Origin of the sequence: uncultured Ruegeria sp., assembly GCF_947497005.1 — a bacterium.
Classification (GTDB): Bacteria; Pseudomonadota; Alphaproteobacteria; order Rhodobacterales; family Rhodobacteraceae; genus Ruegeria.
Window position 1 is genome coordinate 113,042 of sequence record NZ_CANMFF010000014.1, and the last position, 12,100, is coordinate 125,141.

A 12,100-nucleotide genomic window follows, 5' to 3' on the forward strand; every position below is an offset into this window, starting at 1 on the left:
CTTAGGCTGCGTTTGCGGCTCTGTCCAGTTGCGCGCCTACTGTTGGTGCCATGAACATGCCTGCAGCCATCGCGGCCAGAAACACCAGACCGCCCATCCCTCCATAGCTCAGCGAGGCCATCGCTGGTCCAGGGCAAAGCCCGGCCAACCCCCAGCCCATCCCGAACAGGACCGAGCCCACGACGAGTCTACGATCAACCTCGGGCTTTGCAGGAGGAGGATAATCGCTTCCGATCAGGGCTTTGCGCCCGGTTGTCAGCCTCCAGGCCACAAGCATCGGCAGAATAGCCCCACCCATTACAAATGCCAGCGTCGGATCCCAGTTGCCGAATACATCCAGCCAGCCCTGAACTTTTGTCGTGTCTGTCATACCTGAAATCAATAATCCGGCACCGAACAGTGATCCGGAAAATAGAGCAATGAAAAGGCGCATCAGATCAATCCCCAAACATGGCGTAGCAGGACGAGGGTTACGCCCCCAGCGAGGATATAGAACACGGTGGCCACAATACCGCGCAGAGAAAACCGAGAGATGCCACATACCCCGTGACCCGACGTGCAGCCGTTGGCAATTCGCGTTCCGATTCCGACCAAGATACCGGCCAGAATAACGATGCCCAAATTGTTGGTGAGATGCGTTTGGATCTCGGGCGCGATCAGCGGGCGCAGCAGTAGCGGCATTCCAATAAGCCCTGCAATGAAAGCCAGTCGCTCGGCTAGGGTATCGCGGGCACTACCGTCGACAAGGCCGCCCAAAATGCCGCTTGCGCCCATAATGCGGCCGTTGCCAAGCAGGTACACCGCTCCGCCCAGACCAATCAGAAGACCGCCACACAGTCCCCAGATCCACTCGATGTTCATGTGGAAACTTCCTTTTTGAGTGACTTGAATTGCGTCAGATTTTGTCGACGGGTAGTTTCAGAAAGACATCGCCCTTTTCATCCGCCGGAGGCATTTGACCTGCCCGCATGTTGACCTGCAAAGAGGGCAGAATCAGACGCGGCATGGCCAAAGTTGCATCACGTGCATCGCGCATTTCTACGAACTCTTCGATGCTGCGCCCTTGTCCGATGTGGATGTTCAGCGCCTTCTGCTCGCCCACCGTTGTCTCCCATGCGTATTCATCGCGGCCCGGTGCTTTGTAGTCATGCCCGACATAGATGCGCGTTTCGTCCGGCAGTGACAGGATTTTCTGGATCGATTCAAACAAAGTCGCTGAGGATCCTCCGGGAAAATCACAGCGCGCTGTGCCAAAGTCTGGCATGAACAGCGTGTCGCCCACAAATGCAGCGTCGCCTATCACATAGGTCAGGCAGGCCGGGGTGTGTCCCGGGGTGTGCAGAACATCTCCGCGCATCTGGCCGATATGAAAGCTGTCGCCTTCCGAGAACAATGCGTCGAACTGGCTGCCATCCCTCTGGAATTCGGTTCCTTCGTTGAAAACTTTGCCAAACGTGTCCTGCACAGCGACGATCTGAGCGCCGATCCCGATTTTTCCGCCCAGTTCCTGTTGCAGATAAGGGGCCGCAGACAGGTGATCGGCGTGAACGTGGCTTTCCAAAATCCACTCGACCTTGAGATCGTGACTGCGCACAAAATCGATAATCGCGCCGGCCGATTTTGTCGCCGTACGCCCCGAGGCATGGTCGAAATCCAGAACACTGTCGGCAATGGCACAGGCACGCCCTTGTGGTTCGTGAACAACGTAGGAAACCGTGAAGGTTTGATCGTCGAAAAACGCTTTCACTGCGGGTGTCATGATTTCCTCCGTTTCGATTGCATAAGTCATATAGGTTAAATGGAATATGATGCAATAACCAATCTGCATTTGATACCGGTCAAGGCATTCACGATTAAATCCGCTTAAACTTTAACCTATCCGCGCCGGATTGCCGAAATTACAAATGTGTCAGGCAAGTTCTCGCACAAGTTCAGGTTAATATCAGCGGGTCGTATTCCCGTTACCTATATCTGGCATACTGGCGACATTTGGGAGGATGTTATGACACCAACAAGTCTTTATTCCGAAGCTGAACAGCTTGAACAAAAGCTCAGGAACGCCTGCTTGGAAACGCGCTTGGCGCTTCAACCGAGTGTGAGCAAGGTTGTTGATCGTATGCGGCAGCAGGGGATGCAAGTGCCGTCCCGCCTACGCCGTCTGGATGCTGCCCTGTGCGAAGACGCTATCGAAGCACAGTTCGATAACTTGCCGATCTGAATCAGGTGGTCATCCGAAGGATATCCCGAGGATGACCAGCATCAATCCAAGGACAGACAGGAACAAAGAAGCCAGGTTCCAGGGCAAAACGCCCTGAACGGTCGCGCGCAATTCGTCATCCGACAGACCGGCTTTGCGCGCTTTCATCACACGAAGAATACACCAGACCAAGCCTGCAAGCCCGGCCAGAGAAAGGGCTGCACCGCCCCAAGTGATGAATTCGAACATGATGCCCCACATTTCCTCGTGAACCGACCCCGCGCTTAAAGGATCCGAGCAGGTCGTACAAGTGCGCCTCGGAGATTGGGTGCTTGCGACCCGGGCGGCAGCATTGTATCCGGCATCCTGCATCAGATTTAAAGCCTTTGGGAGAGACGCATATGGAAGACATCATCGAAGATCAGGCCGCCGCCAACTATCGCGTGACTGCAGGCGAGCTGCGCCAGTTCATCGAACGGTTCGAGCGTCTGGATGCGGAAAAGAAAGACTTGGCCGAGCAGCAAAAAGAAGTCATGGCTGAAGCCAAGGCGCGGGGCTACGACACCAAGATATTGCGGAAAGTGGTCGCGCTGCGCAAGCGGGACAAGGATGACATTGCCGAGGAGGAGGCAGTGTTGGAAATGTACAAGGAAGCGCTGGGTATGTGACTTCTGCTCAGGGGAGGGGTTCGGTCGCTCCCTTACTACGCAGGCGGGCAGTGGTCACGACTTTCCACTAAAATTCCTGCCCGACCTGCGTCAAAGCACATTGTTCTCATCCTATTGTGCTTGTAAGAAAATTGAAGGGTCCTTGGGGACTGCGCCGTGCGGGCGTGATGGAATGGTAGACATATCAGACTTAAAATCTGAAGGGCGTATGCCCGTGTGGGTTCGAGTCCCACCGCCCGCACCAAAATTTTATGGAAAAAGCAATAAAAACAAACCATTATATTACATTATCTAGTAACAGCCCCACTTTCTTGCGTTGGTGCTTGTTCTTTCCTTCGGACCTGCATGGTCTCAAGTCGCTCAGACCCCGCCCCCAGCTTCGTCTGTAAACATCGACACAGGCGCATTCTGGAGCTTACTGAATGACCGCCGGAAAGCACACATCTACAATGCCGCTTGTTGCAAAATATGTAGAAAGGGAAAGGCTTGCGGGGATAGCTGCATCAGCCGAAGCTACAACTGCCACAAGGGCGTCGGCTGCGCCTGCAATGGTTAACGGCATTCCACAAAGGTTGTGAAGCTGGCGGCTAAGTCGGCAACTTCCTCAGGTTCTAATTTCTTGTCGTCCAGGCTAAGAATCGGATTAATGGCATTCTGAGTTAAGAACAGTTTTGCAATTTCTCCTCGTACGGCAAAGTTGACATTCTGTGGTGTATCTCCGATGGCGTCAGTTACTACTCGTTCGTTCAATTTTGCGACAACCACGCCGACTACCTCGCCGTCGGATGCAAGCAAAGGGCCACCTGAGTTTCCGCTTTGAATGGGACTTGTAATCTGCATGGTGCTCAAGTCGCCACCTATGCCCTTCAAAGAAGAAACGGATCCTCGAGTAACGTTAAGACCACCGAGAAGACCCGCATATGGGTAACCAACTGCGGTGACGTCCGAATTCAATCTCGCAGGGCTGGCCGAAAAAACGGCGATTCCCCTGTCTTTAGGTGCGTCGTATTTTAGTAGCGCTAGGTCGTACTCTTCGGATGAAGAGACTACAGTTGCTGGCCTGTCATCAATGAACACTTGTGCACACCCGTCTACGACATGCTGGTTGGTAAGTACATGTCCAGCCCGTGAGACAATAAAGCCGGTTCCGGCACTTCCTTGAGTGCCGGGACTGGATGCCCCTGGATCTTCACCAGTTGATTCATCCGCCTCCTCGAGTGCTGCGACCACTTGCTGAATGACCCTATCAAGTTTGCCGTTGTTCGAAATGTCTAGTGGATTGGCCCGGCCTTTTGAAATGCTGGAAGCTACTGCTCCCAGAATGTGGCCATCCTGTTCGCTTGCAGACAGCATCACCGTTGACCAACCCCCATTTACAAAATCCGACCTAGTATAAAGGGTAGAGCTATCTCTTTTTGTTGCTGAGGAGACGGCGAGGTTGTTTTTCCTAACTGTGTAGGGATCACTTACAAGCTGATGAGATTGGATAGTAAAGTCATGAAGACTCTGGGCAGTTTCGACTGAGTGAACTCCAACGGAAATGGAAAAGCTGCTGTTTGCGTGACGGTAATTCAAAAAGTAGTCGGAATCAGCTTCGCGACGAATCGCGTCTTCAGGCCATAGGAAAGACAACCCCAAGCCCTCAAAGTACTGGATATCCCAACCATCTTGGGAGATGCGCTCGAATAGGGTCCACGCCAGAAACGCCATGTGCCAGTCTTCGGGATCTGTCTCGAACACTTCGCGAGAGTAGTCGTCTAGCGCTCGATTACTGATCTTGCCCCACGCCCCATCTAACAGGCCATGATAGTGACCCTCAAATGCAAGTGCAGTCTGCAGAAACCGCTTGTCTTCGTAGCTGAGATTGGTCGCGTCAAACCCTTGTAGCAACGCCTCAAAGTCTTGCGAACGTGCAATTGAAGGAAAAATCACACCAACAAGAGAAATAACTGCAACTAGATTTAGCAAAATTCTCATTAAACAGCTCAACAGGATGCACGATTTTTTGTGGCAATAGTTTACATGCAGAAAAGGGTATTTCTAGGACGGCAATGATTGATTTCTGCATTGTGTGAAGAATCAAACATTGCTGGAGCCTTGTGCCATCACCAGCGGCGGCTCCTTCGGAAACGACCGTATGTCGAACCACTTGAAGCAAGTCCCATCCGCATTGCACTTGTCGCCCATATGCAGATGAGCACCAGTCGTCCTATGCCGGATCAGCGCCGCCCTAAATGCTCGCAAGTCAATCAGCCACCAATTCAGGATGGTTTCTCCGTCTGGCCCGGCGTGGCCATAGAACATCCAATCTCCGTGGCCGTTCACAATCTTGGATAGTTCGGTTTCGGCACCTGAGGGCAGTTTGGCTCGGATCGTGAACTGATGCGGATACCTTGCGGCATAGCCGTGCCGCCTCACTCTTGCCGCGATACGCAGGTCCTTGGCGTCCAGCATCAACAGGTCCGTTGCCTGGAAGTGGTCCAGTGGATCTGGAGCGGCGTGCAGGATGTGGTTGCCGATGATGCTCTTTATTTCTGGTAAGAACTGATCCGACCAATGTCGGTTGATGCTGTAATAACTCATAACAATACTCAAAAATGTAATGGGGCGCAGACAATGCCGCGCCCGGCTCTCTGGGCAATGAACTTTAAGCTGCGCTTGTCTCCTTCCTATACTCCTTGAGGCTCTTTTCGAAAGTTTCCATTGCTTGATCCAACGGCACATGATTCTTTACATGCGCATTCATTGCAAAGGTAAGCATGTTCACTTCGTCTTCGTCGAGCTTGGCAAGTATTGGTTCCATCTTATTGCGGCCCTGCTGACGTTCTCGGAACGCAGTCGCCATACCTTTTGGGTCACCACAGGCAAGCCAGTCGATGGAAATGCCTTCTTCTTCGCACCAAGTTAGAAACACATCATCAATCAAGATGCCTCCGTCTTCGTCGACACGCAGGCCTGGGTCCGGCAGGTCGAACCATAGGCAGAATGCCTGTTTTCTCTGCTCACATGTGGCCAAGTCTTCATGGTCAGCCAAAAAGACTTCAGGATGAACGCTATCGTTCGCGCAAACGCGTTGATCAGTCATTGCTGTTTCCTTCGGTTGTGATAATGATAGAAAACATATCATAACGAGCAGTGCAGATGTCAATAGAAATTCTATCAATTAGGCAAATCAAAGCGGCTAGAGCGCTGCTGGCATGGTCCCAAATGGACTTAGCACAGCACTCCGGGGTCTCGTATCCAACCATTGCCAGACTTGAGACAAAGGACGGAGCAGTGGGTGGACGCAAAGAGACAGCAGTGGCCATTCGCAAAGCACTCGAAGCCCAAGGTATTCAGTTCCTTGATGAAGGCGACACGGCCAATGGGGTTGGTGTGGTTTTGGTTTTAAACACCCAAAATGGTTAGTGCATGCCAGCGGAAGTCATCAAAGAAAGTCCTCGGGCATAAGCTTGCTGCTTTGGAGCAAGTGCTGAAGAGTGTAGGCGACTGAAAGCGCGTCATCCAGTGCATCATGGCCACGCAATGGGGGATGATCGATTTTGTAGTACGCAGCCAGAGTATTGCTCCGCGTCACTTTCAGATCCTCGTAGGGCATACCTGCCTTCAAAAGCAAATCGCAGGCGTTACCGAACTGAACTACAGGGATTGGTGGCTTAAGACCCTCCACGTAGCAGCTAATGGCCATCATGTTGAATTCGTCTTTGCCCCAAGACCAAAGCTTTGCCCCGTCAGCGAAGTCCCTCACAGCATCCAGGGTGGTTAATAGTGATGCCCCCTTAGCGCTCGGCAAAAACCTCCTGTTCAAAGGAACAGCGGTTGAGGATGTGAAAGCCTTCCTGAACCAAGGCGTCTCCAACGATGCGCGTCAGGCCGTCAGGCGGGGTGTTCGGGAAAGCATCGAGCATACCCTTTCCAATGTGCGCCGCACCATTTCAGACCCAAACACAGACGCGCGTGAAGCCATGCAACTGGTCAAAGAGATGTCCAGCCGCGCCAATGTTGTGAAGCTCCGCCTTGTTCTTGGAGGCCCCCGCGCGGATCGGCTCTTGAATGAATTGGATCGATCCGCAACGGCTCTGGAGCTTCGGGCGGCTGTAGCTCAGAACTCCAAAACCGCACAACGCCAGTCTATCCAAAGTCAGGTTGCAGAAGAAACCTCACCCGGCCTGTTGCGTCGAACGACAGGCAACCTCGGCAATCCTCTGGATGCGGCGCGCGCGGTGTCACAGTCCATTGCGGCGATAGATCCGGCCAGCATGTCAGCTCGCGAGAGAGGTATGTTCGCGGAAATCGCCAAAGCGCTAACCGGCATCAAAGGAAAGAACGCACAGGACGCGCTCAAGGCAGTTAGGGGGGCATTGAAGGGGCAACCTATCAAGGATGCACAATCAGAGCTTATCGGTCGTGTGGTGGCTGGTGCTACTGCTCTTGGGATTTATCAATCAGGGAAGCAATCCCTAGCGCGGTAACAGTCCCGCAGACACAGGCGATGAAGAAGGGGACAAAACCGAATTGATGGTAAATCTGCATGTACCCCCAGCCAATCGCATAAACGGTAATAGGGGCGCAGAGCAGTATAAGCACAATGGCGAGGTGAATAAGCAATCTACGCATGCCAACAATTTAAGAACGTCCGCGCGCCACGTCCAGACAGGAGGCAATACATGACCAGCGAAACCAAGATTTGCGGAGCCAAGACCAAGGGCGGTGTATGCATGGAGACGCCCGTCCCCGGCAAGACCCGCTGCCGCCTGCATGGTGGGCTATCTACGGGCGCAAAGACAGCAGAGGGGCGCAAACGTCAATCAGAGTGTGCCAAGGCTCTTTGGGCTGAGCGCAAGCGCCTATTGGCTATCGCGCGGGAAGTCGAATGCGCGACCGCCTGAGGGGCAATGAAACAGAGTTTCGCGACCAATACGCGCGCGAGGGAGTCAAACCCGAAAGCCCAATGATATCAATGCTTGTTCCCGGAAAAGGTACAGAGAAAAATGACGGATCGGGATTACTCAACAATCTGGATTGAGGAACTCGACCCGCCCTTTGTGCGCATAGTGTCAACTTCTTATCCCTGGCAGAACGCGCACCGGATCGCGCAGCGGGCAAATACACTGGCGCGCAACTATTCTCGGGGCTGGCACTGTGTCCATTGCGGGGATCTCATGCCGGTGTGGAAGCGGATCGACGCCAAGTATTGCAAGGAAGGCTGTCGCAAGATGGCAGCAAGAAAGCGGCGCGCCTAAAGTAGGCAAAAGTAGACAAGCTTTTCCTCAATGCAGGAAAATAGTAAGCAGCAAGAAAACCAAATACCGTAAGGGCTGGAGAGGTTTGCGCCACGGTGGCGCAAATACCAAGCGCACCGGTACAACCCCCAATGGGGGACGTACAGTTACTTCAAAGAAGCAAGAACTGATGAGCGCCTGCGGCTACGATTACCGTAAAGGTGATGACAACTCCAGCGACGTACCCAGTAGGTTTGCGCTGGCGCTTTTTGGGCTTCATACTCCACTCAGCCCACTTTTTCTGGTCATCACTCAGGTTTGCTTCACCCCAATCGCGCATGCCACCTCAATCCGCAAATAATCAATTACGGCATTTAGGGCGCATAAATGAGGCAAACTTATGGCGGGACTGCCGCCAAAAAGCCCCTGTTTCCTCAATTTCGATGGGCAAACACATTGTGATTGACCCAGGGAGTCACGAATCGTTACCCCCTGAATTTGACGTCAGCCCCTTACACAGGCCTCATGTAGCAAAAGTAGCAGAAGTAGCAGGGGTAGACCGTCGAATCCTCATTTTGAGAAACCGGCCCAAAGCTGGACCCGTCGCGAGAATAGCAAGAATAGCGGGAATAGCAGGTCGCAAGACTTTCTGCGCAGTACGCGCGTGAAGAAAATCTTAGGTGGCGAAAACGGTATATTCGTTGCCTTGAAGCCGGTTGTGGAGGCGATGGGTCTGAACTGGTCCGGACAAGAACAGAGGGTAAAAAGAGCCCCAATTCCGTCCGAAGGTATATGCGTGATGCATACACCCTAATCGTGATGACGATGGCAAGGGAGACTAAGCAGTAAGGCCGAAAGTGTATCATTGTTCTCGTCCGGAACATTGATATGCCTACAGTACAGGTAGCCCTTTAGCGCCTAGCTGAACGCGACGTAATTGTTCAACCGCCATTGGCGGTTGGACAATCACCTTATGCTACCTTCGGAATGGGCCGCATATAGCCGGTCCCCACCTACTTATCGATCCAAGGATACCGTTGTCCGGCGCGGTACTGAACAAGCCCGCACCTTTTGCAAACTCTGTCATTTGGCGTCCAATAGTCCCACCGGTGCCACTTAAAGATTCCGGAAACCAATCTAAATAACGGGAATGAAAACCGCATCGACTGCTCCAAAGTCATGGCTTTCGTAAATACTTGGTTTTTGTCACTTAACGTTAAGGCGAATTGCTAGGCGAGAAGAGTTGCCTTCTTGCGCCATGTCACTCTCAAAATATCAAATACTGAGGGAAGTCACTAGCAACAATGGCCGAAAACGCGACCACAAAACCTGATACATAGTCTGTCAGCTTAACCTGGCGCTTCTTTGGGTGTAGGGTCCACTCTGCCCATTTCTTGTAGTCGTCGCTAAGTTCACCATACGCACCACGATTCATCGTTACCACCATTCTGACTGTCAAAGCTGTACTGTTGTTCGTTTGGAAACATTGTCAGAACCAACCTTAACCATGCAGAAACGTCTCGTTCATGCACCGTTAACATTGGCTCGGCTTCGCTGCGGATCTGGAAAAGTTAACCGAATGTTAACGACCCGTTTTCTGCGTGTTCAACCGCATTCACTCATATTGTCATGCGATTGCTTGCCTGAAGAGTCTGATGACCGGGATGCAAAATGAAATTTGAGGGATGAACGGATGCTGGACCTTACTTTGACCTTTGCAGCTTCCTCTTCATGGGTTGCCGTTGGTTTCATGTCAGGCTTTACCTTTTTTGTAACTTGAAGGGAACTTAAGGCTGATGCACAAGCCATCAACCCCTAACACCGCTGCTATGAACGCATTTCAGTTAGAAAGCGAAGACGCTGACTGCAACGCGGCGATGTGGGCTGCGTGTCAACTCATGGTATTGCTTGAAGACAGGCGGGAGTTGATGCGGGAGTACGCGGACTTGTGGGCCAATAAGTGCAATCCAAATACTCATCTGCACTTTGGCGCAGACCCCATGTAGCAGGGGGTAACCGTCGAACTCTCGTTTCCCCTCGCGGGGGAGCCCTTGCTGCCCCTCGAATTGTGTTGTCTACTGTAGCCTTGGCACTGCCCCAGGGGGCTGTACGGGGTTGAGTGAAGTACCTTGGAACCCATCTTATTTGCACAGTAGATTACCCTTACTTTACCAAGTTTGGCGGCGCTAGGGAGCAAGAAACTGACTACTGCCATTATCTTTGACTGCGAGTTCCTGACTTCGGGTGGCTCTCCGTCGAGGTTTTGGTGTGGGCCTTATGATCCAGATCCAGTGATTGCACAGGTAGGGCTTGTGAAGCTCAGCTTAAATGATGACGGTCGCATTTTGGACAAGGCTCGTTTTTACACCATTCCAATGGATAGAACTGGTCAACGCTCTTCCCTTGATCCTCTATTCATCAAACTGACCGGCATCACTGAAGAGAAACTGGACGCCAACCCTTCGTCCTGTTGAACCTTGTCGCCACCAAGGCGCAGAGCGCGCCCGTAGAAGGGCACAGCCTTTTTAACGGCCTCCCGTAGCTCTGAGGCCAGTTTCCGCGCCCTGAGGCCCTTGGCATTCATTCTACCGAACTGATCGACGGATTCGCGGGCTATGCCGTCCAACGCCTTCTTGATTTCGTCCAACTGCTGCACATTCGGCATCTCTCGGAAGGCAACACTACCATCGTCGCCAATCTGGGCCATGATTTGCTGATTACGCAGGCCATTGGCTGTCATCGCTTCGTTGGCTTCATCAATCGCGGTCTGTAGGGTTTTCGCCGGCACACGTGACAGGGTGTCTTCAATGCTGCGCCCAGCGCCCCCGGAATAATCGATTGGCTTTGCGTAGGCCGCGTCATAGGCCTTTTGCCTTGCCGTTGAGGTGCCTTGTGAAATTTCCTTGGCTGCGGCCTTGATTCCCTTGGGTTTACCGAAAACCCCGTCGAGCACTTGATTCAGTCGCTGACCAACCCGCGCTGCGCGCCCTTCTACGGCGTTTCTGGCGGCATTTAGGGCTTTTCCGCCTGTTGTGGCCGCTGCGTCCAACAGCGCCCCTGTTGAAGGGCCTGCATCGGCTAGCAGCGCATCTTCACCCAGCCGAGTTAACCGCGCCTGCGCCTCGTTCAGATTGTCATTGACGATGCCTCGCCTGACGATCCGCGCCGCGGCAGGGGAGATGCCAAGTTCATCTGCAATCGTGCGGGCATCCAGTTTCTTTACCCGGCGGGCTATCGCGGTAATGCCCTCACCGCTCATTGAGGCGATAGGGCCAAGGAACCCGGCAAGCGTTCCACCAATTGCGGCTCCCTTAGCAACCCCTTGAATGCGTTCGCCTTCATCGGCCCGCCCTGCGAAGTTTGCAGCGCCTTCTACGGCTCCAGCCGGAGCAGAAACCGCGCCCGCGCGCATCCCACGCCCAAGCGTATTTGCGCCCTTGGCGATGAAATCCCCGGCTTTCGCGGCCCCGGCACCAACGGCTAAGGGAATCGCTGTGGCAACGCCGCCTGCAACGTTGAGGGCGGCAGATTGGCCGGGATGCTGACGTTCCATTGCATCAGAGGTCAGGCGCATGTTTTCCGCCGCCTCGGGGCTAACCATTCCTACGGCCTCGTCTGCCCACTCACCTACAAACGGGGTGCCTTGGATGAATTCCTGTGCGCGGGCCGCAACCGGGTTTTCTGCGATGCGCTGTTGATCAACATCACGCTGCATCAGATCCACCGGCTTTGCGCCTTCCATGATTTCAGCAATCCGCGCTTGGTCATTAGTGGCATATCCCCTCTGCGGAGGTACTTCCTGCTGCCTGCTCTCTTACCTTCTGCGCTATCATTTTTTACCCTCGATATCCTCAATGTGGGGTAGCATATTACCACCTAAAAATCAAGAACAAGTCGTGAACAATACTTGGGGGAAAGAAGCCTACGGGAAGAGATGTGACCTGCCCCCCGAAACTTCCCTCGCTCTGATGTAGAGTTTGCTCAACTTTTCGAAGGAGCAAACGAATGCGAAA

14 protein-coding genes and 1 tRNA gene are annotated in these 12,100 nt (G+C 53.1%); 6 read left to right on the top strand and 9 right to left on the bottom strand.

Going from position 1 to position 12,100, the window contains the following annotated elements; translation table 11 throughout:
* Position 1 precedes the first annotated feature (1 nt).
* The 3 genes from Q0816_RS18660 to Q0816_RS18670 are packed head-to-tail and all read right to left on the bottom strand — an operon-like array spanning position 2 to position 1,759.
* Positions 2 to 433 (bottom strand): DUF6691 family protein, encoded by a 432-nt coding sequence (locus tag Q0816_RS18660; protein WP_298853473.1) that lies wholly within the window; start codon positions 431 to 433, stop codon positions 2 to 4.
* Complete coding sequence (locus tag Q0816_RS18665) at positions 433 to 861, bottom strand: YeeE/YedE thiosulfate transporter family protein (RefSeq protein WP_298853475.1); 429 nt, start codon at positions 859 to 861, stop codon at positions 433 to 435. The genes Q0816_RS18660 and Q0816_RS18665 overlap by 1 nt, the downstream gene beginning before the upstream one ends.
* Positions 862 to 895: 34 nt before the next feature.
* Positions 896 to 1,759, bottom strand: coding sequence for an MBL fold metallo-hydrolase (locus Q0816_RS18670; protein WP_298853478.1), 864 nt, complete (start codon positions 1,757 to 1,759; stop codon positions 896 to 898).
* 243 nt (positions 1,760 to 2,002) lie between these two features.
* Here Q0816_RS18670 and Q0816_RS18675 point away from each other — a divergent pair, with 243 nt between their 5' ends.
* On the top strand, positions 2,003 to 2,218 hold the full coding sequence (locus tag Q0816_RS18675) for a hypothetical protein (protein ID WP_298853480.1): 216 nt from the start codon (positions 2,003 to 2,005) through the stop codon (positions 2,216 to 2,218).
* A 9-nt stretch (positions 2,219 to 2,227) separates the two neighbouring features.
* Here the strand turns inward: Q0816_RS18675 and Q0816_RS18680 are convergent, their stop codons facing one another.
* Complete coding sequence (locus tag Q0816_RS18680) at positions 2,228 to 2,446, bottom strand: hypothetical protein (RefSeq protein ID WP_257600275.1); 219 nt, start codon at positions 2,444 to 2,446, stop codon at positions 2,228 to 2,230.
* A gap of 152 nt (positions 2,447 to 2,598) precedes the next feature.
* Between Q0816_RS18680 and Q0816_RS18685 the strand changes: the two genes are divergently transcribed.
* Positions 2,599 to 2,865, top strand: a complete 267-nt coding sequence (locus Q0816_RS18685; RefSeq protein ID WP_050603271.1) for a DUF2312 domain-containing protein — start codon at positions 2,599 to 2,601, stop codon at positions 2,863 to 2,865.
* A 158-nt stretch (positions 2,866 to 3,023) separates the two neighbouring features.
* Positions 3,024 to 3,109 (top strand) — tRNA-Leu (locus tag Q0816_RS18690).
* A 308-nt stretch (positions 3,110 to 3,417) separates the two neighbouring features.
* Here the strand turns inward: Q0816_RS18690 and Q0816_RS18695 are convergent.
* The 3 genes from Q0816_RS18695 to Q0816_RS18705 all read right to left on the bottom strand — a co-directional run bounded on the left by Q0816_RS18695 (position 3,418) and on the right by Q0816_RS18705 (position 5,950).
* Positions 3,418 to 4,842 carry a trypsin-like peptidase domain-containing protein gene (locus Q0816_RS18695; protein WP_298853489.1) on the bottom strand — a complete coding sequence of 475 codons (1,425 nt, stop codon included), beginning with the start codon at positions 4,840 to 4,842 and terminating at the stop codon, positions 3,418 to 3,420.
* 102 nt (positions 4,843 to 4,944) lie between these two features.
* Positions 4,945 to 5,448, bottom strand: a complete 504-nt coding sequence (locus Q0816_RS18700; RefSeq protein WP_298853491.1) for a hypothetical protein — start codon at positions 5,446 to 5,448, stop codon at positions 4,945 to 4,947.
* Between the two features lie 64 nt (positions 5,449 to 5,512).
* On the bottom strand, positions 5,513 to 5,950 hold the full coding sequence (locus Q0816_RS18705; protein ID WP_298853493.1) for a hypothetical protein: 438 nt from the start codon (positions 5,948 to 5,950) through the stop codon (positions 5,513 to 5,515).
* Between the two features lie 56 nt (positions 5,951 to 6,006).
* On the opposite strand from Q0816_RS18705, the gene Q0816_RS18710 reads away from it, so the two are divergent.
* On the top strand, positions 6,007 to 6,273 hold the full coding sequence (locus Q0816_RS18710) for a transcriptional regulator (RefSeq protein WP_298853495.1): 267 nt from the start codon (positions 6,007 to 6,009) through the stop codon (positions 6,271 to 6,273).
* Between the two features lie 19 nt (positions 6,274 to 6,292).
* On the opposite strand, the gene Q0816_RS18715 is transcribed toward Q0816_RS18710, so the two are convergent.
* Positions 6,293 to 6,556 carry a hypothetical protein gene (locus tag Q0816_RS18715; RefSeq protein ID WP_298853497.1) on the bottom strand — a complete coding sequence of 88 codons (264 nt, stop codon included), beginning with the start codon at positions 6,554 to 6,556 and terminating at the stop codon, positions 6,293 to 6,295.
* A 136-nt stretch (positions 6,557 to 6,692) separates the two neighbouring features.
* Here Q0816_RS18715 and Q0816_RS18720 point away from each other — a divergent pair, with 136 nt between their 5' ends.
* Together Q0816_RS18720 and Q0816_RS18725 are read left to right on the top strand one after the other, a co-directional pair.
* Positions 6,693 to 7,337, top strand: coding sequence for a hypothetical protein (locus Q0816_RS18720; RefSeq protein WP_298853500.1), 645 nt, complete (start codon positions 6,693 to 6,695; stop codon positions 7,335 to 7,337).
* Positions 7,338 to 7,532: 195 nt separating this feature from the next.
* Positions 7,533 to 7,754 (top strand): HGGxSTG domain-containing protein, encoded by a 222-nt coding sequence (locus Q0816_RS18725; RefSeq protein WP_298853502.1) that lies wholly within the window; start codon positions 7,533 to 7,535, stop codon positions 7,752 to 7,754.
* A gap of 2,722 nt (positions 7,755 to 10,476) precedes the next feature.
* Here the strand turns inward: Q0816_RS18725 and Q0816_RS18730 are convergent.
* A complete protein-coding gene (locus Q0816_RS18730) occupies positions 10,477 to 11,829 on the bottom strand; it encodes a hypothetical protein (RefSeq protein WP_298853504.1) in 1,353 nt (450 codons plus the stop codon).
* Positions 11,830 to 12,100: the final 271 nt, after the last annotated feature.

What these genes read in the sequence shown, in the direction of transcription:
- Q0816_RS18730 (WP_298853504.1), bottom strand. Translation starts at nt 11,829, where the DNA reads ATGGAAGGCGCAAAGCCGGTGGATCTGATGCAGCGTGATGTTGATCAA.
- Q0816_RS18685 (WP_050603271.1), top strand. Translation starts at nt 2,599, where the DNA reads ATGGAAGACATCATCGAAGATCAGGCCGCCGCCAACTATCGCGTGACT.
- Q0816_RS18665 (WP_298853475.1), bottom strand. Translation starts at nt 861, where the DNA reads ATGAACATCGAGTGGATCTGGGGACTGTGTGGCGGTCTTCTGATTGGT.
- Q0816_RS18705 (WP_298853493.1), bottom strand. Translation starts at nt 5,950, where the DNA reads ATGACTGATCAACGCGTTTGCGCGAACGATAGCGTTCATCCTGAAGTC.
- Q0816_RS18680 (WP_257600275.1), bottom strand. Translation starts at nt 2,446, where the DNA reads ATGTTCGAATTCATCACTTGGGGCGGTGCAGCCCTTTCTCTGGCCGGG.
- Q0816_RS18675 (WP_298853480.1), top strand. Translation starts at nt 2,003, where the DNA reads ATGACACCAACAAGTCTTTATTCCGAAGCTGAACAGCTTGAACAAAAG.
- Q0816_RS18695 (WP_298853489.1), bottom strand. Translation starts at nt 4,842, where the DNA reads ATGAGAATTTTGCTAAATCTAGTTGCAGTTATTTCTCTTGTTGGTGTG.
- Q0816_RS18660 (WP_298853473.1), bottom strand. Translation starts at nt 433, where the DNA reads ATGCGCCTTTTCATTGCTCTATTTTCCGGATCACTGTTCGGTGCCGGA.
- Q0816_RS18715 (WP_298853497.1), bottom strand. Translation starts at nt 6,556, where the DNA reads ATGATGGCCATTAGCTGCTACGTGGAGGGTCTTAAGCCACCAATCCCT.
- Q0816_RS18725 (WP_298853502.1), top strand. Translation starts at nt 7,533, where the DNA reads ATGACCAGCGAAACCAAGATTTGCGGAGCCAAGACCAAGGGCGGTGTA.
- Q0816_RS18700 (WP_298853491.1), bottom strand. Translation starts at nt 5,448, where the DNA reads ATGAGTTATTACAGCATCAACCGACATTGGTCGGATCAGTTCTTACCA.
- Q0816_RS18710 (WP_298853495.1), top strand. Translation starts at nt 6,007, where the DNA reads ATGTCAATAGAAATTCTATCAATTAGGCAAATCAAAGCGGCTAGAGCG.
- Q0816_RS18670 (WP_298853478.1), bottom strand. Translation starts at nt 1,759, where the DNA reads ATGACACCCGCAGTGAAAGCGTTTTTCGACGATCAAACCTTCACGGTT.